The following is a 22,394-nucleotide window of genomic DNA, read 5'->3' as shown; positions in this document are numbered from 1 at the left end:
GGGCTCAAATCGTTTTCGAGTAGCGCAGCGGTTGCGGGCCGTCCGCGCGTGGCAGGCCCAGGTAGCGGTCGAACACCATGCAGATGTTGCGTATCAGCAGGCGGCCCCTGGGCGTGACGGTGATCCACTCCGGATCGACCACCAGCAAGCCGTCTTCCTCGAACGCCTTCAGCTTTTCCAGCTCGGCCGCGAAGTACAGCGGGAAGCGGATCGGATAGGCCTGCTCGATCGACGACATCGACAGTTCGAAATTGCACATCAGCTTTTGAATGACGATGCGGCGCAGCAGGTCGTCGGTATCGAGCTTGATGCCGCGCGCGACCGGCAGCCTGCCCTCGTCGAGCTTTTCATAATAGGCGTCCAGCGTTTTCTCGTTCTGGCTGTAGGTGGCGCCGACCGCGCTGATGGCCGACACGCCGCAGGAGATCAGGTCGGCCTCGGCGCGCGTCGAATAGCCCTGGAAGTTGCGCTGCAACAGGCCCTGGCGCTGCGCCACCGCCAGCTCGTCGTCCGGCTTGGCGAAATGGTCCATGCCGATGTAGACGTAGCCGGCCGCGCACAGGCGGCGGATGCTCAGCGCCAGCAGCTCCAGCTTGACCTCGGGTGTCGGCAGGTCGGCCTCGGCGATGCGGCGCTGCGGCTTGAACAGGTGCGGCAGGTGGGCGTAGTTGTACAACGCGATGCGGTCCGGGTCGGCGGCGATCACCTTGTCCAGCGTTTGCTCCATGCTGGCCAGGCTTTGCTTGGGCAGGCCGTAGATCAGGTCGATGCTGATCGAGCGGAAGCCGGCGTCGCGCGCGGCGTCCATCACGGCCCGCGTTTCCGCTTCCGGCTGGATGCGGTTGACGGCCTTCTGCACCTCGGGATCGAAATCCTGCACGCCCAGGCTGATGCGGTTGAAGCCCTGCGCGCGCAGCGAGTGCACGCGCTCGGCGCTGACGGTGCGCGGATCGATTTCTATCGAGTACTCGCCCTGCTGGTCCGGCGCGAAATCGAAATTGGCGTGCAGGTGTTCCATCAGGTCGCCCATCTGGCGGTCGCTCAGATAGGTCGGCGTGCCGCCGCCGAAATGCAGTTGCTCGATCGTGCCCGTGCCCGCGAACAGGCGCCCCTGCATGTCGATCTCCTGCTTCAGGTAGCCGAGATAGGTGGCGGCCTTGCCGTGGTCCTTGGTGACGATCTTGTTGCAGCCGCAGTAGTAGCAGATCGTGTCGCAAAACGGAATGTGGATGTACAGCGACAGGGGCCGCCGGTTGCGGCGCATGCGCAGGCCGGCCACCGCCTCGAGGAACTGGCCGTAGCCGAAGTCCGGCCGGAAGCGGTCGGCGGTCGGATACGAGGTGTAGCGCGGGCCGGACTGGCTCAGTTTGCCGATGATGGCGGCATCGAATTCAACCGCGGGAAAGGTGTGCGCGTTCATGCTGCAAGGCGTTTCAGGGCGGGTTGCGGACGGGCTGCCGGGACGGCGGCGGCTTTGCGCGCCGGGCCGAATTTGAACAGGCTGACCGCCTGCTTCAGGCCGCCCGCCTCCAGCGCCAGGCTGGCGGTGGCGGCCGCCGCTTCTTCCACCAGCGCGGCATTCTGCTGCGTGACCTGGTCCATGTGGGCGATGGCGGCGTTGACCTGGTCGACGCCGATGCTCTGCTCGCGCGAGGCCACTGAAATTTCCTGCATGATGGCCGTCACCTGCTGCACCGACGCCACCACTTCCTTCATCGTGGCGCCGGCGCGGTCGACCTGCACCATGCCCGCGCTGACCTTGCCGACCGAAACGTCGATCAGGTTCTTGATGTCCTTGGCGGCGGTGGCGCTGCGTTGCGCCAGGTTGCGCACCTCGCCGGCGACGACGGCGAAGCCGCGTCCCTGTTCGCCGGCGCGGGCCGCCTCGACGGCGGCGTTCAGCGCCAGGATGTTGGTCTGGAAGGCGATGCCCTCGATCAGGCCGATGATGTCGACGATCTGGCGCGACGAGCTGTTGATTTCATCCATGGTGGCGATGACGTCGGCGACGATCTCGCCGCCCTGCACCGCCACGCTGGAGGCGTTCAGCGCCAGCTGGTTGGCCTGCGCCGAGTTGTCGGCGTTCTGCTTGACCGTGGACGAGAACTGTTCGACGCTGGACGCGGTCTCCTCCAGGCTGGCGGCCTGCGCCTCGGTGCGGCCGGACAGGTCGGCGTTGCCGGCGGCGATCTGGCGGGTGGCGACGGCCATCGTCTCGACGTTGACGCGCACGTCGCGGATGGTGGCGATCAGGTTGCTGTTCATTTGCTGCAGCGCCCGCAGCAGCTGGCCCACTTCATCGGTGGCCTCGGTCTCGAAGGAGCCGGACAGGTCGCCGGCGGCGATGGCGCGCGCGCCCTGCAACGCCCGGTCCAGCGGCTGCAGCACCGAGACGCGCAGCGTGTACCACAGGAAGACGTTGATCAGCAAGCCGATGAAGGTGGCGCCGAAGATGGCGTAGCTGTTGCCGCCGCCGCTCATCAGCGCGGCGGCGCAGACGATCACCTGCAGCACGTTGACCACGCTGGTGGCCAGCCAGATGCGCATCGCCAGCGAGGTGTGCGTCAGGCGCGACAGCAATGAGCCGGCACCGGTATGGATCACCTGGCCGTTCTTGATGCGGATGTCGTGCCGGCCGCCGCCGCGCAGCTCGCGGTAGGCTTGTTCGGCCTTGGCGATCTGCTGGCGGTCGGCCTTGACCCGCACCGACATGTAGCCGGTGGTCTTGCCGTGCTCGCGGATCGGCGTGACGTTGGCGCGCACCCAGTAGTAGTCGCCGTTCTTGCAGCGGTTCTTGACGATGCCGGTCCACGGCGTGCCGGCCTTGATCGAGGCCCACAGGTCGGCGAACGCCTCGACCGGCATGTCGGGATGGCGCACGATGTTCTGCGGCGCGCCCAGCAGCTCGGCCTCGTCGTAGCCGCTGACCTGCGTGAAATAGGGATTTACATAGGTAATGTTGCCGTTTAAATCAGTCTTCGAGACGATGGCCTGATCGTCCTGGACCTCCACTTCGCGATTGGTGACTGGCTGGTTGTTGCGCATGACTTGGGCTCCGGGTTATTGCTGTATCGCAATGAATACAACCAGTTTACGTAGTCGGACGCGCAAATTTATTGATGTAGATCAAAATTCCCCGGATTGGTTTGGGCAGGAAAACCGGCCTAGTCGCCGACGCTGAGCGGCCGCAGCAGGCCGACCGCATAGCCCTGGGCGTAGTCCAGGCCCAGTTCGCGCACCACTTCCAGCGTCGGTTCATCTTCGACGTATTCGGCCACCGTGCTGATGCCCATCACGTGGCCGACCTCGTTGATGGCCTTGACCAGCGCGCGGTTGATGGCGTTGGTGGCGATGTCGCGGATGAAGATGCCGTCGATCTTGAGGAAATCCACCGGCAGCGCCTTCAGGTAGGCAAACGAGGACAGGCCGCTGCCGAAGTCGTCCAGCGAGAAGCGGCAACCCAGCGCCTTCAGCCCGGCCATGAAGGCCTGCGCCTTGAGCAGGTTGGCGATCACGGCGGTCTCGGTGATTTCAAAGCAGATCTGCTCGGGCGCGATGTCGTGCTCGACGAACTGCTCGATGATGTAGTCGTGCAAGCCCTCGTCGCCCAGCGACGTGCCGGACAGGTTGACCGAGTACTGCGCCGGGGCCGGGTGGCGGTCTTCGATATAGGCTTGTTCGGCGCTGAGGCTGTCGCGCATGTTTTGCATGTGGCGGCAGACGGCGCGTATCACCCAGCGGTCGATCGCCGTCATCATGTCGTAGCGTTCGGCGGCCGGAATGAAGGCGCCCGGCAGGATCAGGTCGCCCTTGCCGGGCTGGATGCGGATCAGCACTTCATCGTGGGCGCCGTTGTGCTTGCCGAGGCCGACGATGGGCTGGGCGTAGAGCCGGAAATACTGGTGCTCGAACGCCTCGTTCAGGCGCGACACCCACAGCATCTCGCCCTGGCGCCGCGCCAGCCGCAGGTCCGAGTCCTGGTACAGGTGCACGCGGTTGCGGCCGCGCTCCTTGGCCAGGTAGCAGGCCTGGTCGGCGGCGATCAGCAGCTCGGTCATCGATTTGCTGTTGTGGTTGATCTCCACCACGCCGATGCTGACGCCCAGCTCGAAGGTGTGGTCGTCCCACACGAAGCGGAAATTCTTGATCGACTGCCGCAGGTCGTCGGCGATCAGCAGCGCCTGGTCGGGCGGGCAGTGCGGCAACAGCACGCCCAGCTCGTCGCCGCCGAGGCGGGCCAGGATGTCGCTGTCGCGCATCTGCGTCTGCAGCATTTTCGACAGCAGCTGCAGCAGCAGGTCGCCGGCGCTGTGGCCGCAGGTATCGTTGACGATCTTGAACTGGTCCAGGTCCATGTACAGCAGCGCGTGCACGTGGCCCTCGTCCTTGGCGCTGTGCAGCGCGGTGGCGATCTGCACCTCGAATTCGCGCCGGTTGATCAGGCCGGTGAGCGTGTCGTGGCTGGCGTTCCACGACAGCTGCTTGGTCAGCTTGCGTTCGTGGCTGACGTCGCGGAACACCACCACCGCGCCCAGCAGGTCGCCGGTATCGGACCAGATCGGCGCGGCCGATTCCTCCACCGCGATGTGGCGGTGGTCGCGGGTGACCAGCTGGTTTTGCGACGACACGCTGATCGCCCGCTTCATGCTCAGGCATTGCAGCGCCACGTGCTCGGGGATGGGCGCGCCGGCCTCGTCAACCAGATTCAGCGTGGTGCCGATGTCGAGGCCGCGCGCCTGCTCGAGGTTCCAGCCGGTCAGTTGTTCGGCGATGCGGTTCAGGTATTCGGTCTTGCCGTGCTCGTTGGTGGTGATCACGCCCTCGCCGATAGAGCGCAGCGTGACGGCCGCCATTTCGCGCTGGCGCGCCACGCTTTGCTCGTTCTCCTTGCGGTCCGTGATGTCCCAGACGATGCCCAGCGTGCCGATCGGGTGGTTTTGCTCGTCGCAGAACACCTGGGCCTTGGCGGCCAGCCAGTGCACGCTGCGGTCCGGCCAGACCACGCGGTATTCGACTTCGTAGTCGCTGTGGGCGTCCACCGCGGCCTGCATGGTGCCGAGCAGGCCGTCGCGGTCGTCGGGATAGACAAATTGCAGGAAGGTGGAAAACGGTTGTTTCATGTCGCCCGTGGGCAAGCCCAGCAGAGCGGTGCCGGCGCCAAACCATTGCACGGTGCTGTTGATGACGCTGCCTTTAGACAGTTCGGAATCCCAAATCGTCATACGCGCCGCGTCCAGCGCCATGCGTAAATGCCGCTGCATATGCTCCATTACGTTTCTCCGCCCTGTTTTCGCTTCGACCGGGCAGAGGAAAATAAGTTCCGCTTTTTTTCAGCGCTCAGGCCGCTTTTTTGAACAGGCGCCAGATTTTTCCGCCCAGCGTGACCGCCGCCAGCGCCAGCGCGCCGGCGACCAGGCCGGCGACGGCGTCCAGCGCGCCCGGCGTGGCCCAGGCCAGCAGCGGGCCGGCGGCCGGCACCGTGGCGGCCGCTTCGGCGGCGTGGTGGACGATGTCGTGGGTGCCCGGCAGGCCGTGCATCAGGATGCCGCCGCCGACCATGAACATGGCGGCCGTGCCCACCACCGACAGCAGCTTCATCAGCTTGGGCGCCGCCGCCAGCAGCACGCGGCCGAGCGCGCGCACCGCGCTGCCGCCGCGCTGGCTCAGGTAGAGCCCGGCGTCGTCCATCTTGACGATGCCGGCGACGATGCCGTACACGCCCACCGTCATCACCATGGCGATGCCGACCACCACCGTCACCTGTTGCATGAACGGCGCCGTGGCCACCGTGCCCAGCGCGATGACGATGATCTCGGCCGAGAGGATGAAGTCGGTGCGGATCGCGCCCTTGATCTTGTCCTTTTCCAGCGCCACCAGGTCGACGTCCGGGTCGCTGATGGCGTCGGCCAGCTCGCCCAGGTGGTCGTCATCGTCCTGGTGCAGCAGGCTGTGGGCGATTTTCTCGAAGCCTTCGAAGCACAGGTAGAGGCCGCCCAGCATCAGCAGCGGCGTGATGCCCCACGGCGCGAAGGCGCTGATCGCCAGCGCGGCCGGCACCAGGATGGCCTTGTTCTTCAGCGAGCCGACCGCCACCGCCCACACCACCGGCAGTTCGCGCTCGGCGCGCACGCCGGCCACCTGCTGCGCGTTCAGCGCCAGGTCGTCGCCCAGCACGCCGGCGGTTTTCTTGGCCGCCACCTTGCTCATCAGGGCGACGTCGTCGAGGATGGTGGCGATGTCGTCGATCAGCGCCAGCAGGCTGGTGCCGGCCATCTCAGCGGCTTCCTTGCGGGGTAGTCAGGTTGGTCATATGCGTTTCCTTAGTCGATAAGCAATATTAACCTACGTTGGCCGCGCAGCGATACGCCGTCACCGCTACAATGTACTTTGCCGCGTGGCATGGTGCCGCGCCGTGACCGCACGGGATACCCTCATGAGCTTTGCCACCTGGATCACTTTTTTTGTCGCCGCCTGCATTATCGCGGTCTCGCCCGGATCGGGCGCCGTGCTGGCGATGTCGCACGGACTGTCATACGGCGTGCGCCGCACCAGCGCCACCATCTTCGGCCTGCAGACGGGCCTGTTGCTGATCTTCTTCATCGCCGGCGCCGGCGTCGGCTCGCTGCTGATGGCTTCGGAAGTGGCGTTCAGCATCGTCAAGACGGTCGGCGCGCTGTACCTGATCTACCTGGGCCTGAGCCAGTGGCGCGCCAAGGTCACCATCGGCGCGCAGCAAAGCCAGGCCGAAATGACGGTGCCGGCGGCCCGCAAGCGCTTCCTGACCGGCTTCCTGACCAACGCCACCAATCCCAAGGGCATCATCTTCATGGTGGCGGTGTTGCCGCAATTCATTACACAAGGTGCGCCGCTGCTGCCGCAGCTGCTGATCCTGGCCGCCACCATGTTCTGCATCGACCTGGTGGTGATGCACAGCTACGCCTTCCTGGCCTCGTCGATGCAGCGCTTTTTCCGCGACGCCGGCGCCGTCAAGAAGCAGAACCGGGTGTTCGGCGGCCTGCTGATGGCGATCGGCGCGGCGCTGTTCTTCGTCAAGCGGGGCGGCGCCAGCGCCTGATTTGTAACCCAGTGTAACCCCGGTAGTCCAACGCGAAGTCGCAGCGTTAAATAAGATAAGAAGAAACATAAGAATAAACAGAGGAGCGCTGTCATGAGCCGCAACATCATCCATTCCGTCGTCCTGGCCGCCCTGGCCGGCTTTAGCGCGCCGGCGCTGGCCGACCCGCCGGCCATGGTCGGCCGCATTTCGTCGGTGCAGGGCCAGGTAACGCTGGTCGGCGACGACGAGCCGGCCGCCGTCGGGTTGAATTGGCCAGTGACCGGCGCCAGCCACATCAATACCGCCACCGGCGCCCGCACCGAGTTCCGCGTCGGCTCGACGGCGGTGCGCATCGACGGCGATTCCGACCTGGAAATCATCGACCTGGACGACGATCTGTTGCGGCTGCGCTTGAATTACGGCAGCGTCAACATCCGTATCCGCAGTCCCGAGCTGTTGCGCGATTTCGAGCTGAGCACGCCGCAGGCGCGCATCACGATGCTCGAGCCCGGCCTGCTGCGGGTCGATGTCGAGCGCATCGCCGACACCAGCCAGATCAGCGTGCTGGGCGGCAGCGCCCGGGTCGACGGCGCCGGTTCGTCGGTCACCGTCAACAACGGCCGCCAGGTCGAGGTCACCGGCGAGGACGTGCGCACCAGCGTGGCCCGCCGCGACGGCTTCGACGTCTGGTCCGACGAGCGCGACCGCGCCTCCGAGGCGGTGGTCAGCAGCCGTTTCGTCTCCAGCGGCATGACAGGCTACGAGGAACTGGACCGCAACGGCAGCTGGACCGAGAGCGTCGAGTACGGCGCGCTGTGGACGCCGCGCAATGTCGCGGTGGACTGGGCGCCGTACCGCGACGGCAGCTGGGTCTGGCTGGCGCCGTGGGGCTGGACCTGGGTCGACAACGCTCCCTGGGGTTATGCGCCGTCGCATTACGGCCGCTGGGTGATGGTCAACCGCCGCTGGTGCTGGGCGCCAGGTCGTCCGGCCGGGCGTCCGGTGTGGGCGCCGGCGCTGGTCGGCTGGGTCGGCGGCGACGGCTTCTCGCGCGACCGTCGTCCGGGCCTGGGCTGGTTCCCGCTGTCGCCGCGCGAGCGCTACGTGCCGAATTACCGTGTTTCCAATGAGTACGAGCGCCGCCTGACGTGGACGCATAACGGCAGGCCCTTCGAGCCGCGCGGGGACCAGCGGAGGGATCAGCGAGGGGACCAGGACAATCACCGCAACGGCCTGACCGTGCTGCCGCGCGAGCAGTTCGAGGGCCGCCGCCACAGCGTGCAGGTGAACCGTGGCGCCGGCCTCATCCCGACGGCGCAGAATGCAGCCGTCGTGAACGCCGCGCCGGTGGCGCCGCCGCAGCCGACAGGCTTGCCGCGCACGGCCGAGACCAACCGCCGCGGCGGCTGGCAGGACCGGGATCGCGATCACGACGGCATTCCGGACCGCCTGGAACGCCAGACCAGCGGCCAGCCGGGACGGGTGCTGACGGCGCCGCCGCAGCCGGTGCCGGTACCGTTGCAGCCGGGCCGCCAGCAGACCACGACCACGCTGGCGCCGGGGCAGTTCGGCAGGCCGGATTCGGCGCCGCAGACCGTGCGTCCGGGCGACGTGCGGATCGATGTGCGTACGCATGGGCGGCCGGGGCAGTTGCCGGCCACGCCGGGACAGCCGCAGCAGGGCAATCCGCAGGTGAATGCGCCGGTGGCGATGCCGGCGCCGGTGATGCAGGTCTCGCCGACGCCCACGCCGTCGCGTGAGCGCTTCGAGCGCGATGGCCGGGATGGTCGCGGGGATAACCGCGGTGACAATCGCTACGAAAACCGCGGCGACGACAATCGCCGCCCGGTTCGCGTGCAGGAGGAGCGCCGCCAGGTGCCGCAGCCTGCGGTTCAGCAACCGCAGATTCCTCAGCCGCAGCGCCAGGTTCCGCAGCCCGCGGCGCCGGTGCAGGCTGCGCCGCAAGCGCAGCCACAGCCGCAACAGCCTCAACAGCCGCGCCAGGAACGGCATCGCGACGATGGCCGTGAGCGCGGCGACAACAAAAACCAGAATCGCCAGTGACCGTTTAATCCGGAAAAAGGGTAGTTCAGGGGGCAAAAACTGCAGTTCGTCACAATCGGCTGGTAGCGACGTGACACTCTGCATAAAGTTACAGTCATGCAAACACCGGGGGACAGCGTGAGAACCGGGGCGCACAACGCCCGCCACGCCAGGCCGTCGAGACTGTACCCATTTGCCCCAACTATTTTCCGGATTTCCCGATTTCCGATAAGAGAATAGTTTTTAGCCAGCCCTCGGGCTGGCTTTTTTTTTGGCCGCGTCAGCTCTGCTCGGCCTTCAGCCGCAGGCGGGCGCGCCATTCGCCCAGCGCCGACAGCGCGCCCTGGAATTCGCGTTCGATCAGATCCGCCTCGGCCGCGGTGACCTTGCCGTCCAACAGCGCGGTCGATACCGCCTCCGCCACCGCGCCCACCTGGCTCATCACCTTGCAGACCGTCTGCGACAGGTCGTCGTCGCCGATCCTTTCCGGCGAAGGCACCACGAAAGCCGCCATGCCGTGGCGCACCAGCAGCGCGTGCAGCGGCAGGTGCGCGTCCGGCACGCCAGCCTGGTGGCACAGGTCCACCACCGCCGAGACTTCCTCGAACGACGGGTAATGCGAGGCGATGGTCGGCGCCAGCTTGTTGCGCAGCACATTGACCGAGATGCCCATCGCCTGCGCCAGCGCCTCGATGCCGCCGGGATAGCTGCGCGCCACTTTGTACAGCGCGTCGTGTTGATTCATGTCCAGATATTTACGTGTCATGGTGAAGCAGGCCTTTTATTACCGATGCAAGCGCCGTCGCGCGGCGCTATGCTGATTTTCATTCAACTTATTTGCGAAAAGACATCATGAAGTCCTTTCATTCTGCCCTGTTACTGACCTTGTGCCTTGCGCTGGGCAGCAGCGCGCTCGCGGAGGCGCGGCCGTCCTCACATTCTGGCACATCGTCGTCGTATAAAAGCGGCTTTTCTTCACAAAAGAGCAACTCCTCGAAAAGCTCGCCAGCGGCGCCGCCGGCGGCCAACCGCCAAAGCGGACCGGGCGCGTTCGGCAAGGCGCCGGGCTCGCCGGCCTCCGCCACGCCGCGCAACACGTCGGCCGCCTCGCGCGACCTGGACCAGAGCGCGGCCCAGGCCAACGCGCTGAAAACGCTGGATGCGCGGCGCGCCGCCGCCGCCATGCCGGCGCCGTTGCCGCCAAACGATACGGTTTTGCGGCCGCAGCAGTCGCCGGTGTATCAGGCACCGCCGGTCTACCAGCAGCAGCCGGTCATCGTGCAGCAGCCGAGCAGCGGCCTGATGCACGGCGTGCTGGGTTTCATGCTGGGCCGCGCGATGAGCCAGAGCCATCAGCCGGTGTCGTATCCGACGGCATCGAGCGGCAGCGGCACGGCGCCGGCCGCGACGGATGCGCAAAGCGGCATGGTCAACGGCATGCCGGGACTGGGTGCTCCGGTCCCGGCCGCCCCACCCGCTGCGCCGGAACCGTCGTTCGGCGCCACCGTGGCGCGCTGGTTTGTGTGGCTGGCGGTGTTGAGCGTGATCGGCTGGGCGCTGGTGTACACGGTGCGCAAGCTGCGCCGCCTGCGCGCCGGCAACGCGACGAATTATTCATTTGAGAGGAATTGAGATGGGCTGGTCGGATGCATACAACTACCTGCGCAACGGCGCGGCCAAACTGAGCGGCAGCGAAGCACCGCGCACGGATCAGGACTTGCCGCTGGGCGCGCGCATCGGCAGCGTGGTGCAGTTGCAGCAGTCGCCGCTGCTGCGCGCGGCCGGCGACGGTTCGCTGATCACGCTGCCGGACGAGGGCGACAACCGCATCGTGGCCGTGTCGCAGATCCGCCTGAAGCAGAGCGGCGGCCTGTACCGCTACTACCTGGACACCGGCGACCTGGATGCCAAGGAAAAATTCCTGCAGGTGTACCAGGACGGCCAGGGCCAGGTGCAAGAGCTGATGTATTGCACCCAGCTGGCCCGCGTGATCCCGGAAACGGCGGAAGACCAGGAGGCCTACACCGGCCAGTCCGGCGCCGGCCTGGGCGACCGCAGCTACACCCTGTGGCGCGAGCAGCTGGGCGATATCGGGCTGGACGAGGCCGACCTGGACCTGGTGTTCGGCGAGCGCGACGGTGTCGACTACTGGCGCGACGCCGGCGATCCGAACGCCGAGTTCGTCACGCCGTTCAGCGGCAGCGAAACCCGGCTGGACGACGCCAGCGGCCGCACCGGCCTGCGCCAGGAAATGTATTTCATGCCGTACGTGCGCCAGCTGCGCGGCGGCGGCAACGAGTATCTGCTGATCACGACTGAAATCATCAACAGCGTGAACGGCGACGCATCAAAACGCGGGATCCATGTGGACTTTGTCATTGGTATCCCGGTTGAGCAGCAACGCATCGTTATCCAATGATGCGCAACGTTATTTGATAAGGAAGACTGACATGAGCAACTTGAATGGCTGGGGTTTGACCGCGCGTTTGATCACCAAGCATTTCGGCGCGCTGGGCGACCGCGTATCCGAAGCGATCGCCAACTTCGACCCGGAAACCGCCACCGAGGCCGACCGCGACCGCCTGGCCGACAGCCTGCGCGCCACCGCGCAGAAACTGGCCGCCGCCCGCTCCTCCTTCGACAAGGAAGCGGCGGACGTGGTCAAGCTGCGCCAGCTGATCGCCACCGACGAGCAGGCCGCCGGCACCCTGGCCGACCGCCTGGCCGCCGGCAAGATTTCGGAAGCGACGATCACGCTGTTCTGCGACGAGCTGGAAGCGAACAAGGCGCGCATGCCGCTGGAATTGCAGGAGGAAGCGGATGCCAAGCAATATATGAACGAACTGCAGACCATCGTCGACGCGCTGTCGAAGCAGTTGGCCGAGTTCGATTCGGCCGCGAAGAAGGCGATGCAGGCGCTGGCCTCGGCCCGCGCCCAGCAGGATCTGCAGAAACTGCGCGCCGAGCGCCAGAGCCAGCTGGCCGGGCTGAGCGGCATGCAGGGCAATTCCAGCGCGCTGAATGCGCTGACCCGCCGGGCCCAGAACGTCAGCAACGAGGCGGCCGGCCTGAAGATCGTCAACGACATCGGCCAGCGTCCGCACGACCAGGCGGCCGAACTCGAGGCGATCCGCAAGTCGGTCAGCCAGCCGGCGCTGGGCAACGAATCGGCCCTGGCAAGGCTGCAGCGCCTGTCCGGCCAGCAGCCGGCGCCGCAGTTGGCCGCGCCGGACGCGCCCGCGCTGGAGATGGGCAAAGCGTAGGCCAGCGCTGAATTGGCTATGAATTGGCTACAATAGAGGCCGGCGGCATCGCGTTGATGCCGCCGGTTTTCTTTTTTGATTGGAATGAATATGGAAGCGATCCCGCCGTCAGAGTCCCTCATCGAGTACCCGAGCGACTTCCCGATCAAGGTGATGGGGCCGACTCATATCGACTTTGCCCCGACCATCGTGCTGGTCGTGCAAAAGCATGACCCGGATTTCCACGAAGGCAAGATGGAAGTGCGTCCTTCGGCCAAGGGCAATTACACCGGCCTGACCGTGACCGTGCGCGCCATCAGCCGCGAACAGCTCGACGCGCTGTACTCCGAACTGTCGGCACACCCGATGGTCAAGATCGTGATGTAAATCAACCCTGCTGGCGCTGGAAGGCGGCCACCTCGGCCAGCAGCCAGTCGCGGAACGCCAGCACCTGCGGCTTGCCGGCCGCGCCGGGCGGCGAGACGAAGAAATACTCATCCGGGCACGGCGTGGCGATATCGAACAGCCGCACCAGCTGCCCGGAGGCGATCTCCTGCATCGCCACCACATGGCGCACCAGCGCCACCCCGTTGCCGTCGGCGGCGGAGCGTATCAGCATCGACAAATCCTCGAACATCAGCCCGCCCGACGGCTCGGCCATGTCGACCCTGGCGGCCTGCAGCCACGGCGACCACGGCTCCACCGAGCGCAGCAGCGTATGCTGCGGCAATTCCTGCGGTGTGGCGGGACAGGCTCCACGGCGATAGTGGGGACTCACTACCGGGTAATACACGTCGCCCATCAGGCGCTGCACCACCAGCCCGGGATAGTTGCCCCGGCCGAAGCGGATGCCGACGTCGATGCCGTCGCGCGCCAGGTCCTGCAGTTGCCCGCTGGACTGCAGCACCACCTCGATATCCGGATACAGGTCGATAAACCGGCCCAGCCGGGGCGCCAGCCAGCGCGCCGCGAACGATGGAATCGATGAAATCGTCAGCCGCTGGTTGACGCTGGCGGCCCGCAGCGCGTCCGCCGCCATGCCGATGTCGGCAAAGGCCTTGCCTAAAAACTGGGCAAATTTCAGCGCATCGCTAGTTATTTTCACCTGCCGGCCGTTGCGGACGAATAGCGGCCGCCCCAGTTCCTCTTCCAACGCCCTTACCTGGTGGCTGATCGCGCCGTGCGTCAGATGCAACTCCTCCGCCGCCCGCGAGAAGTTCTCGTGACGGGCCGCCGCCTCGAAGGCGCGCAAGGCGGAAAAATTGGGCAGGCGGCGGCTGGCGCTCATCAGGTCGGCATGCTGTGGATACTTTGTGAATAAATCTAACAAGAATCACGAAAATATAACGTTATACAGGCGCTACGGCAAGGTTTACCATGTGAATAAATCTACTCTAGCCGGAGCCATCATGCCTTTTGAACTGTACGTCGACAGTCTTTTCACCAGCCCTTACGCCATGTCGGCCTTTGTGGCGCTGACCGAAAAAGGCCTGCCATTCACCGTCAAGACGGTGGACCTGGAAGCCGGCCAGCAAAAGCAGAGCGCCTACTGCGACCGCGCGCTGACCGCCCGCGTGCCGGCGCTGGTCGAGGGGGATTTTGTGTTGACCGAGTCGACCGCCATTACCGAATACCTGGAAGAGACCTTCCCGGCGCCGGAATACGTCGCGCTGTACCCGAAAGACAAGCGCCAGCGTGCCCGGGCGCGGCAGATCCAGGCCTGGCTGCGCAGCGACCTGCTGCCGGTGCGCGCCGAGCGGGACACGGAAACAGTGTTTTTTGGTAAAGCCTGCCTGCCGCTGACGGCCGCCGGCCGCGCCGCCGCTGACAAGCTGATCCACGCCGCCAGCCAGTTCGTGCCGGAAGGCGGCGCCAACCTGTTCGGCGAGTGGTCGATTGCCGACGTCGACCTGGCCGTCATGCTGAACCGGCTGATCCTGAACGGTGACGAGGTGCCGCAAAAACTGAAGGATTACGCCGCCGGCCAGTGGCAGCGGCCGTCGGTCCGGCAGTGGCTGGAGCGCCACCAGCCGGGCTGATTTATAATGTCGGCATGACGTCCCTACCTCAAGCCGAGCCACTCCAAGCCGGGCATCCAGCCGGACCGGCGCTGATACGCCATCTCGGCCTGGCCGACTACGACAGCACTTTCGCCGCGATGCGGGCCTTCACCGACGCCCGCACGCCGGACACCCGCGACGAACTGTGGATCGTCGAGCACCCGCCCGTGTTCACGCTAGGCCTGGGCGCCGACCGCGGCCACCTGCTGGCTGGCGCCGATACGATCCCGGTGGTGCAGACCGACCGCGGCGGCGAAGTGACCTACCACGGCCCCGGCCAGGTGGTGATCTACATGCTGATGGACCTGCGCCGCAACAAGCCGGGCGGCAAGCTGTATGCCCGGCAATTCGTCAATAAAATCGAGCAGGCGATCATCAACGTCCTGGGGGCGTATAATCTCGTCGGTGAGCGGATTCAAGGCGCGCCGGGCATTTATATGGCCGGCGGACCGAAAAAAGGCGCCAAAATCGCCGCGCTCGGCTTGAAAGTGCGCGGCAACGGTTGCACCTATCATGGGCTGTCGCTGAATGTGGCGATGGATCTGGCCCCGTTTTCCTGGATTAATCCCTGCGGCTATGCCGGACTGGAAACGGTCGACATGCGCACCGTCGGCGCCCACGCGCTGCTGTCAGATGTACAACAGCAGCTGGCCGAAGAATTGATACACGTTCTGGATGTAACGGAACCTGCACTACACGAATAACCACACTTTGCCCGCAAGGGCACGCAGCCAAATGACTTCTGAAACCACCTCCAGCGTTGCCCCAGCTTACAACCCGAGCGAAAAGCAAAAAGGCGCCAGCAAAACCGCGCGCATCCCGATCAAGATCGTGCCGATCGAGCAAGTTGAGCGTTTGAAAAAGCCGGAGTGGATCCGCGTCAAGGCCGCATCGGCCTCGACCCGTTTCTACGAGATCAAGGACATCCTGCGCGAGAACAAGCTGGTGACCGTGTGCGAAGAAGCGAGCTGCCCGAACATCGGCGAATGCTTCGGCAAGGGCACGGCGACCTTCATGATCATGGGCGACAAGTGCACCCGCCGCTGCCCGTTCTGCGACGTCGGCCATGGCCGTCCGGATCCGCTGGACAAGGAAGAGCCATTCAACCTGTCGAAGACCATCGCCGAGCTGCGCCTGAGCTACGTCGTGATCACCTCGGTGGACCGCGATGACTTGCGCGACGGCGGCGCCGGCCACTTCGTCGAGTGCATCCAGAACACCCGCGCGCTGTCGCCGAAGACCCAGATCGAAGTGCTGGTGCCGGACTTCCGCGGCCGCCTGGAAAAAGCGCTGACCATCTTCAAGGACGGCCTGCCGGACGTGATGAACCACAACCTGGAAACCGTGCCGCGCCTGTACAAGGAAGCGCGTCCGGGTTCGGACTACATGCACTCGCTGCAGCTGCTGAAGGAATTTAAGGAGCTGTACCCAGAGGTGAAGACCAAGTCCGGCATCATGGTCGGCCTGGGCGAGACCGACGAAGAGATCCTGCAAGTGATGCGTGACATGCGCGAACACAACATCGACATGCTGACCATCGGCCAGTACCTGGCGCCGTCGAACAGCCACCTGCCGGTGCGCCGCTACGTGCACCCGGACGTGTTCAAGATGTTCGAAGAAGAAGCCTACAAGATGGGCTTCAAGCACGCCGCCGTCGGCGCCATGGTCCGCAGCTCCTACCACGCGGACGAACAAGCCCATAACGTGTTGGCCGCCGCTGTATAAAGATGAGTGTTCGTATCGAGGCTTCCTGGAAGGCGCGGCTGGAGGGGGAGTTCGAGCAGCCTTATTGGGAAAGCCTGACTTCGTTCGTGCGGGCGGAGTATGCGGCGGGCCAGTGCTGCCCCGCTGGCAAGAACATCTTCAGGGCCTTCGACCTGACACCGTTCGACGACGTCAAGGTCGTCATTCTCGGCCAGGACCCGTATCACACGCCCGGCGCGGCGATGGGCTTTTGCTTCTCGGTCCCGGACGGCAACCGTCCGCAGCCCAGCCTGCAGAACATCTTCCAGGAATTGCACAACGACCTGGGTCTCGAGCGTCGGCAAACCGATCTGTCGGATTGGGCCGGGCAAGGCGTGTTCCTGCTGAACAGCGTGCTGACCGTGCGCGCCCGCGAGGCCGGCTCTCACGCCAACAAGGGCTGGGAAACGTTCACCGACAGCGCGATCCGCCTGCTGTCCGAACAGCGCGAGCGCATCGTGTTCGTCCTGTGGGGCAGCTACGCGATCGCAAAGAAAGCGTTGATCGATACGCGCAAGCACCTGGTCATCACCTCGCCCCACCCATCGCCGTTCTCCGCGCACAAGGGCTTCTTCGGCAGCAAGCCGTTCTCGCGCGCCAACGACTACCTTGCGGCCAACGGCCAGACACCCATCCTCTGGGCCTGATCAGGCGCCGATCAGCTTCAGGTCGAACGCGCGTTCGATCAACCACACCACCGCCAGCATCGCGATGGCGGCCGAGCCGCCGGTCAGCAGGCGCCGATAGAACCAGGTGCCGCGCAGCGCGAACGCCAGCGGCAGGAACAGCGCCACGATGCACAACTGGCCGATCTCCACGCCCAGGTTAAATCCGAATAAGCTCGTCAGCAGCGCACCCTGCGGCAAGCCCAGGTCGATCAGCACGCTGGCGAAACCGAAGCCGTGGATCAGGCCGAAACAGAAAGCCGCCACCGGACGCCGTCCGCGAAACAGCGGATAGAGATTGTTCACCGCCGCCAGTATCACCGAGGCCGCAATCGCCGATTCCACCCAGCGCGACGGCAGCGAGACCAGCGACAGGCTGGCCAGCGTCAAGGTCAGCGAGTGTGCCAGCGTGAAGGCCGTCACCACTTTTAGCACGTCGATGAAGGAGGCGCGCAGGCTGTCGGACGGCGCGCCGCGCGCACCCAGCATCACCGCCGGCAGCAGCAGCGACAGCAGGAACAGGATATGGTCGTAGCCTATCCAGATATGCCAGATTCCGTCCTTCACATACGCGCCGAATTGCGCCAGCCGGTCCGGCGCCGCCAGCGACAAGGTCTGTCTTGCGTGCGTAGGATCGAAGATGGCGGTGGACGTCTCGCCGTCGCGGGTCAGCCGCAACAAGCCTTTGTGCTGCGGATCGAGATCGGCGAACAGCCGGTAGTTGATCGTCAGCTCCGCCACCGGGCTTGGACAGATCGCGCGAAAACGCAGCACGCTGTAGGCGCCGTCGGTGTGGTTGTCGATCAGCTGCTCGCCGGTGTCGATTGTGCAGGCGCCCTTGTCGGTGGCGATGCCCAGGCGCGCCAGCGCGTAGGCGGCAATCGCCGCATGGTGCTGGCGGATCTCGTCCCAGGTCAGCTTGCCGTCGCCATCCTGGTCAAGGCCGATGGCGAAGTCGAGGTCGCGCAGCGCGATATCCCATTGTCCGTTGACGCGGTCGCCCTGCACCTCCAGCGACAGGTAGCTGTCGCTGGGCTTGTGCGCCCATGCCGGCGACGCGGCGCCGCACAGCAGCGCAAGGATCAAGAGCAGGCGTGTCATCATGTCCCCGTGTTCAGTTGACGGATCAGGCGAGCGGCCGTCACGTCCTCGGTGCCGTTGCGCGCGATCCAGTCCAGCACCGGCCTGGCGGCGCCGGCGTCGCGCGCTTTCAAGGCCGACTCCAGCAGGATGCGCATGTCGGCGGGTTCCTTCTGCACGGTCCAGTTCTTGCGCGCTAGTGCCAGCGCGGTGGCCGCGTCGTTACGCAGCAGCAGTTCAAAGCTTGCTTGCTCGCGTTGGTGCACGGTGTCGCCGCGCAGGGCGGCGGCGTCGAAGCGGGCCGCCAGTTCCTTGACGTCGCTGGCCAGCGCTTGAGAGGCGCCCTGCTGCTGCAAGGCCAGCGCCCGGCGCAGCAGCAGCGCGTCGATGCGAGTCTGGTCCGCCAGCAGTGCGACGACTTCGGCCGCCCGCTTCTGCTCCAGCAGGAAATCGGCGTAGGCGCCCAGCAGATAACTATCGCGCGGATGCAGCGCCAGCGCGCGCTTGTAGCGGGCTCCGGCAACGGCCGCATCGCCACGGCGCTGCGCCATTTCGGCGAGCAGCGTCAGCGCCCATACCTGCAATTCCGCCGGCGCGTTAGCGCTGCGTTCCAGCGTCAGGTCCAGCAGCTGTTCGCTTTGCTGCGATCGCCCCGTCATCGTGCCGACGTTGGCGATGCAGGTGATGGTGACTAGTTCGATCGATGTGGCAGACAGCCGCGCGCAACTGGCGGTGGCGCCGGTGTAGTCGCCGCGTACGGTTTGCACGGTGGCCTGCGTCAACCACGCCTGGGCGTTGTTCGGATCGGCCGCCAGTACGGCCTTCAAGTCGTCCAGCGCCGGACCGAATTGGTGGGTGCTTTGAAGCAGCGTCGCGCGCAGCAGGCGCACCTGCGGCGGCGGCGTGGACAGCCACCACCACGGCGCCAGCGCCGCTTGCGCGTACCCCAGGTAACGCGGATCGGTCTCGCTGCGGGCCAGTGCGATGTAACGCTTGGCCAGATCGGTGGCCAGCGCCATGTCGTTGGGACGCGCATTCAATTCGCTGCGCAGACGGCGCAGCTCCTGTTGTACCGGATCGCCGCGCCTTGGCAGGGTTTCGATCACTTGCTGGCCGTTGGCCGGAACATAGGGCGTGGCCTGAGCCGCCGCGCCAGCCAGCGCCAATGCGAAAAATACAGTTTTCATGATGACCTCAAAATGCCGCAAGGGCGGACCATTCCGCGTCCGCCCTGTTGGCATATGGCTTACTTGTATGCGACCGGGTCCGTATCCTCCGGCGCGGTGGCGACGATGGTGTCGATCGCCACCGGCTCGGTGGTGGTTTCAGCGCCGTCGCCGATCAGGGCCAGCACGGCGGTGTAGAACGCGTCGAGCATCACCACCGGCGGCGATGGTGGCGCCGGCGGCGTGTGGTCTTCGTAGTGGGTGCTGCCGCCGCAGGCGCTGAGCACCAGCAGCGCAATCAGGCTCAGATATTTCATGGCGCCCTCCGGTTGGCCTGGATCACGGCGCCGGTTTGCGGCGAACCCGGGATCGGGGTTTTCAGGTATGGGAATCCAGCGTTGAAGAAGGTCTCGTCCAGATATGCGCCGTCGGTGAAGTGCAGCGCGCCGGCTGGCGCGTCGGCCGGGGCGCAGCCCAGGTTCAGCGTGCACAGCTTGCCCATCACCACGCGCAGCGCGATGTCGACCACGTCGTCGCCGGGACGGCGGCCATTCGGGAAGCCGGCATTGTCGCCGCCGATCACGCCAAGGCGGTTTTGCGCGCCGATGGCGGTCACCGGCGTCGAGGTATTCAGGCGCAGCATCTCCGACGCGGTCACCGTGGCCGGCTGGTTCAGGCCCTTGACGCCGGTGAGGAAGGCCGCCACCAGGTCGTTGCGCGGGAAGTTGGTCGGTGCCTTGGCGCCGGCGCTGCCGTACAGGATTTCGATCAGCGCCGGCAGCGTCGGGTTGGTGACGTAGGTGGCGAACTGGCCATCGCCGGACGGCTTGCTGGCGTTGAAGGTGTCCTTGTCCTTGAGGCCGATGACCACTTCGTTCACCAGCGGCGCGCCGAGACGCGACACCTGGGTCCAGGCGCCGCCTTCCTTCGACGGGTTGCCGGAGTTTGGCGTCGGGTTCAGCAAGCGGCCCTGGCGCAGCGACGCCGTGGTCCAGCCGCCGATCACCGGATCGCTGCTGCCGGCGGCGGTCAGGCACGAAGCCGCCACTTCAAGCTCGATCGAGGTCACGTTCTTGTCGGCCAGGTCGTCCTTGGCGGCCTTCTCGGCGTTGGCGTTGAACTCTGTGGCCGGGGCCTTGATGTTGACCAGGTCGAAGGTCTCGCCCAGGTTGACCACGAACGGATCCTTGCGCTGGCCGACGAACATGCGCGCCGGCGTGCTGCAGCCGGGGATGTTGACGTTGTAGACGTGCGCCGCCGCGTAGGCCGCGTAGTTGGGGATCGACTTGTTGCCGATGTTGTCGAGCGGCTTGTCGAAGGTGCTGCTGCCGTCTGCCGCGTTGGTCACCGCGGCCTTGGTGCCGCTGCGGCGGTCACCGCGCACCACGCTGACGGTGTAGGTTTCACGCACGTTGGCGCCCGCCGCGTTCGGCCCGGCGATGGCGCCGCCGTTGATCACCAGCGGTATCGAGACTTGCTTGCCGCCGACGGTGAGCTTGGTGTCCTTGTTGGTGTTGGTGAAGCGGAACTGGAAGGTCAGGTCTTCCTTGGCGTCGCCGTTGTTGTCGATGTGGATCTCGTACAGCGCGTTCGGATCCATGCTGAAGTAGTTCGGGCCGCCGTAGGCGTCCTGCAGCGGAATGTAGTCGGCGATCAGCGTGACATAGCTGGCGCGGCCGGCCTCGTAGCTGCGGAACATGTAGAAGTCGGTGCCGTCGACTTTGGGACTTTGCGTAACGAACGGTGCTTCGCGGTGGCTGGACGCCATGGCCGCCGGTGCAAATGCGCCCGCCAGTGTTCCGAGCGCGGCCACGCGCAGGGCGTGCTTGATGAAAGTGTGCATCTCGATCTCCCCGATTGGTTAGGTACTGCGGGGTGATATACGCAAGGAGAGGCGCGCCGGATTCAGATTCGATAAGATTTATTTTTTGAGAATTCGGTAATATGGTATTTTGCTGACGCTTGCAGCTTTTCCTCTTCCCCACACTTCCAAGGCCATCGGTGACCGACGCGAAAAACCTCGATCCGCAGCAGCTGCGCACCTGGCTGCTAGGCGCCGCACGGCGTGACGCCATCGCCTTCCGTTCGCTCTACGATGCGACGTCGGCGAAACTGTTTGGCTTCGCGCTGCGTATATTGGGTAAGCGCGAACTGGCCGAAGAGGTGCTGCAAGAAAGCTTCGTCGCGATCTGGAACAATGCCGGTAGTTATCAAAGCCATCTGGCCGCGCCGATGACGTGGATGACCACCATCGTGCGCAACAAGGCTTTCGATCTGCTGCGCCGCAGCGAGGTGAACGCCGAGATCGACGGTGAGCAGTTTGACAGCGAGGTGATCAATGCACTGCGGGACCCAGCCTCCACGCCTATCGAGGCGCTGGAAATGAGCCGCGACGCGAAGGCGCTGGCCTATTGCATGTCCGCGCTCGAAGGACTGCAGCGGCAGGTGCTCGGCCTGGCGTTTTTCCATGACCTGTCGCACAGCGAAGTGGCGGCGCAGATGGCGCTGCCGATCGGCACCGTCAAGACCTGGATACGCCGCAGCCTCGACAAACTGAAAACCTGCCTGGCGAAAATGGAGCGCGCATGAACCTCCGCGACAACGCTCCGCTGCGCGAAAAGCTGGCCGCGGAATATGTGCTGGGCACGCTGAAGGGCGGCGCGCGCCGCCGCTTCGAAAGCTATCTGCACAACGACGCTGCGCTGCGCCGCATCACCATGGAATGGCAGGACCGGCTGGCGCCGCTGGCCGAATTCTCGTCGGCGCGCACCCCGCGCAAGCAGGTGTGGAACGACATCGAGCGCCGCCTGAACCTGCCGCGCAGCTATCCGGCCTGGCAGTTCTGGCGCAACGAGTCGCTGACCTTCTGGCGCGGGCTGGGCGTGGCGTCGACCGCCGTGGCGGCCTTGCTGGTGGTGGTCATCTCGGTGCGCATGCTGGAGACGCCGTCGCTCGACTATGTCGCCACGCTGACCGACGAACAATCCCGGACCGCGCTGGTGCTGACCGGCGACAGCGGCCGCAAGTCGATGACGGTGCGCCTGGTCGGCAACGCGCCCGTGCCGAGCGACAAGCAACTGCAACTGTGGGCCGTGCCGAAAACGGGCAATCCGCGCTCGCTGGGCCTGCTGGCCGATCGCGGCGAAGTCAGGCTGGCGCTGACGCCGGGCGCCATCGGCGCCGACGTGGCCCTGCTGGCGGTGTCGCTGGAACCGAAGGGCGGCTCGCCGAACCCGAACGGGCCCACCGGCCCTATCCTGTACAAAGGCAACTGGGTCCGCATGATGTAGGGTGAAAATTGGTATCATCGCGGGTACCGGGCCGATGCCCTCATTCGC

Annotated in this window: 22 protein-coding genes; 12 read left to right on the top strand and 10 right to left on the bottom strand. The window is 65.5% G+C overall.

Features of this window, described 5'->3' with window-relative positions; translation table 11 throughout:
- Positions 1 to 4: 4 nt before the first annotated feature.
- From hemN to ACSQ3S_RS01420, 4 genes are all read right to left on the bottom strand, one after another.
- Complete coding sequence (gene hemN / locus ACSQ3S_RS01435; RefSeq protein WP_436141386.1) at positions 5 to 1,420, bottom strand: oxygen-independent coproporphyrinogen III oxidase; 1,416 nt, start codon at positions 1,418 to 1,420, stop codon at positions 5 to 7.
- Positions 1,417 to 3,045: a methyl-accepting chemotaxis protein gene (locus tag ACSQ3S_RS01430; protein ID WP_436141385.1), complete on the bottom strand. Its 1,629-nt coding sequence runs from the start codon at positions 3,043 to 3,045 to the stop codon at positions 1,417 to 1,419. The genes hemN and ACSQ3S_RS01430 overlap by 4 nt, the downstream gene beginning before the upstream one ends.
- A gap of 119 nt (positions 3,046 to 3,164) precedes the next feature.
- A complete protein-coding gene (locus ACSQ3S_RS01425; RefSeq protein WP_353401744.1) occupies positions 3,165 to 5,261 on the bottom strand; it encodes an EAL domain-containing protein in 2,097 nt (698 codons plus the stop codon).
- 76 nt (positions 5,262 to 5,337) lie between these two features.
- A complete protein-coding gene (locus ACSQ3S_RS01420) occupies positions 5,338 to 6,273 on the bottom strand; it encodes a DUF808 domain-containing protein (protein WP_436141384.1) in 936 nt (311 codons plus the stop codon).
- Positions 6,274 to 6,433: 160 nt separating this feature from the next.
- On the opposite strand from ACSQ3S_RS01420, the gene ACSQ3S_RS01415 reads away from it, so the two are divergent.
- Positions 6,434 to 7,075, top strand: coding sequence for a LysE family transporter (locus ACSQ3S_RS01415; RefSeq protein ID WP_176653274.1), 642 nt, complete (start codon positions 6,434 to 6,436; stop codon positions 7,073 to 7,075).
- Positions 7,076 to 7,168: 93 nt separating this feature from the next.
- Complete coding sequence (locus ACSQ3S_RS01410) at positions 7,169 to 9,121, top strand: DUF6600 domain-containing protein (protein ID WP_436141383.1); 1,953 nt, start codon at positions 7,169 to 7,171, stop codon at positions 9,119 to 9,121.
- A gap of 259 nt (positions 9,122 to 9,380) precedes the next feature.
- Here the strand turns inward: ACSQ3S_RS01410 and ACSQ3S_RS01405 are convergent, their stop codons facing one another.
- Positions 9,381 to 9,866 carry a phage regulatory CII family protein gene (locus ACSQ3S_RS01405; RefSeq protein ID WP_413447454.1) on the bottom strand — a complete coding sequence of 162 codons (486 nt, stop codon included), beginning with the start codon at positions 9,864 to 9,866 and terminating at the stop codon, positions 9,381 to 9,383.
- A gap of 86 nt (positions 9,867 to 9,952) precedes the next feature.
- Between ACSQ3S_RS01405 and ACSQ3S_RS01400 the strand changes: the two genes are divergently transcribed.
- The 4 genes from ACSQ3S_RS01400 to ACSQ3S_RS01385 all read left to right on the top strand — a co-directional run bounded on the left by ACSQ3S_RS01400 (position 9,953) and on the right by ACSQ3S_RS01385 (position 12,729).
- Complete coding sequence (locus ACSQ3S_RS01400) at positions 9,953 to 10,732, top strand: hypothetical protein (protein ID WP_436141382.1); 780 nt, start codon at positions 9,953 to 9,955, stop codon at positions 10,730 to 10,732.
- 1 nt (position 10,733) lies between these two features.
- Complete coding sequence (locus ACSQ3S_RS01395; protein WP_176653278.1) at positions 10,734 to 11,519, top strand: DUF2491 family protein; 786 nt, start codon at positions 10,734 to 10,736, stop codon at positions 11,517 to 11,519.
- A gap of 31 nt (positions 11,520 to 11,550) precedes the next feature.
- Entirely contained in the window at positions 11,551 to 12,363 is an 813-nt protein-coding gene (locus ACSQ3S_RS01390) for a hypothetical protein (protein ID WP_353401735.1), read from the top strand.
- A gap of 90 nt (positions 12,364 to 12,453) precedes the next feature.
- Positions 12,454 to 12,729, top strand: a complete 276-nt coding sequence (locus ACSQ3S_RS01385; RefSeq protein WP_176653280.1) for a DUF493 family protein — start codon at positions 12,454 to 12,456, stop codon at positions 12,727 to 12,729.
- A 1-nt stretch (position 12,730) separates the two neighbouring features.
- Here the strand turns inward: ACSQ3S_RS01385 and gcvA are convergent, their stop codons facing one another.
- The gene (gene gcvA / locus ACSQ3S_RS01380) at positions 12,731 to 13,630 is read right to left on the bottom strand and encodes a transcriptional regulator GcvA (RefSeq protein ID WP_353401734.1); all 900 of its coding nucleotides are present in this window, start codon (positions 13,628 to 13,630) and stop codon (positions 12,731 to 12,733) included.
- Positions 13,631 to 13,751: 121 nt separating this feature from the next.
- On the opposite strand from gcvA, the gene yfcF reads away from it, so the two are divergent.
- The 4 genes from yfcF to ACSQ3S_RS01360 are packed head-to-tail and all read left to right on the top strand — an operon-like array spanning position 13,752 to position 16,792.
- Positions 13,752 to 14,381, top strand: coding sequence for a glutathione transferase (gene yfcF / locus ACSQ3S_RS01375; protein WP_353401732.1), 630 nt, complete (start codon positions 13,752 to 13,754; stop codon positions 14,379 to 14,381).
- A gap of 14 nt (positions 14,382 to 14,395) precedes the next feature.
- A complete protein-coding gene (gene lipB, locus ACSQ3S_RS01370; protein WP_413447457.1) occupies positions 14,396 to 15,106 on the top strand; it encodes a lipoyl(octanoyl) transferase LipB in 711 nt (236 codons plus the stop codon).
- Positions 15,107 to 15,137: 31 nt separating this feature from the next.
- The gene (lipA, locus tag ACSQ3S_RS01365; RefSeq protein ID WP_176653284.1) at positions 15,138 to 16,127 is read left to right on the top strand and encodes a lipoyl synthase; all 990 of its coding nucleotides are present in this window, start codon (positions 15,138 to 15,140) and stop codon (positions 16,125 to 16,127) included.
- Between the two features lie 2 nt (positions 16,128 to 16,129).
- Complete coding sequence (locus tag ACSQ3S_RS01360) at positions 16,130 to 16,792, top strand: uracil-DNA glycosylase (RefSeq protein WP_436141381.1); 663 nt, start codon at positions 16,130 to 16,132, stop codon at positions 16,790 to 16,792.
- On the opposite strand, the gene ACSQ3S_RS01355 is transcribed toward ACSQ3S_RS01360, so the two are convergent.
- From ACSQ3S_RS01355 to ACSQ3S_RS01340, 4 genes are read right to left on the bottom strand one after another with little or no spacing between them, the layout of a single operon-like run.
- Positions 16,793 to 17,914, bottom strand: a complete 1,122-nt coding sequence (locus tag ACSQ3S_RS01355) for a HupE/UreJ family protein (protein ID WP_436141380.1) — start codon at positions 17,912 to 17,914, stop codon at positions 16,793 to 16,795.
- Complete coding sequence (locus ACSQ3S_RS01350; RefSeq protein WP_436141379.1) at positions 17,911 to 19,077, bottom strand: hypothetical protein; 1,167 nt, start codon at positions 19,075 to 19,077, stop codon at positions 17,911 to 17,913. The genes ACSQ3S_RS01355 and ACSQ3S_RS01350 overlap by 4 nt, the downstream gene beginning before the upstream one ends.
- Positions 19,078 to 19,136: 59 nt before the next feature.
- Positions 19,137 to 19,373, bottom strand: coding sequence for a hypothetical protein (locus ACSQ3S_RS01345; protein ID WP_436141378.1), 237 nt, complete (start codon positions 19,371 to 19,373; stop codon positions 19,137 to 19,139).
- Positions 19,370 to 20,899 (bottom strand): DUF4331 domain-containing protein, encoded by a 1,530-nt coding sequence (locus ACSQ3S_RS01340; protein ID WP_436141377.1) that lies wholly within the window; start codon positions 20,897 to 20,899, stop codon positions 19,370 to 19,372. Before ACSQ3S_RS01340 ends, ACSQ3S_RS01345 begins: the two co-directional genes overlap by 4 nt.
- A gap of 158 nt (positions 20,900 to 21,057) precedes the next feature.
- Here ACSQ3S_RS01340 and ACSQ3S_RS01335 point away from each other — a divergent pair, with 158 nt between their 5' ends.
- Both ACSQ3S_RS01335 and ACSQ3S_RS01330 read left to right on the top strand, forming a co-directional pair.
- Positions 21,058 to 21,645 (top strand): sigma-70 family RNA polymerase sigma factor, encoded by a 588-nt coding sequence (locus tag ACSQ3S_RS01335; RefSeq protein WP_436141376.1) that lies wholly within the window; start codon positions 21,058 to 21,060, stop codon positions 21,643 to 21,645.
- A complete protein-coding gene (locus ACSQ3S_RS01330) occupies positions 21,642 to 22,346 on the top strand; it encodes an anti-sigma factor (RefSeq protein ID WP_436141375.1) in 705 nt (234 codons plus the stop codon). The genes ACSQ3S_RS01335 and ACSQ3S_RS01330 overlap by 4 nt, the downstream gene beginning before the upstream one ends.
- The last annotated feature ends 48 nt before the right edge of the window (positions 22,347 to 22,394 follow it).

Source organism: Duganella sp. LjRoot269 (assembly GCF_964254095.1).
Lineage (GTDB): Bacteria > Pseudomonadota > Gammaproteobacteria > Burkholderiales > Burkholderiaceae_D > Rugamonas > Rugamonas hordei.
Note: the sequence above shows the minus strand (reverse complement) of the source record. Positions and strands in the feature narration are given on the sequence as shown.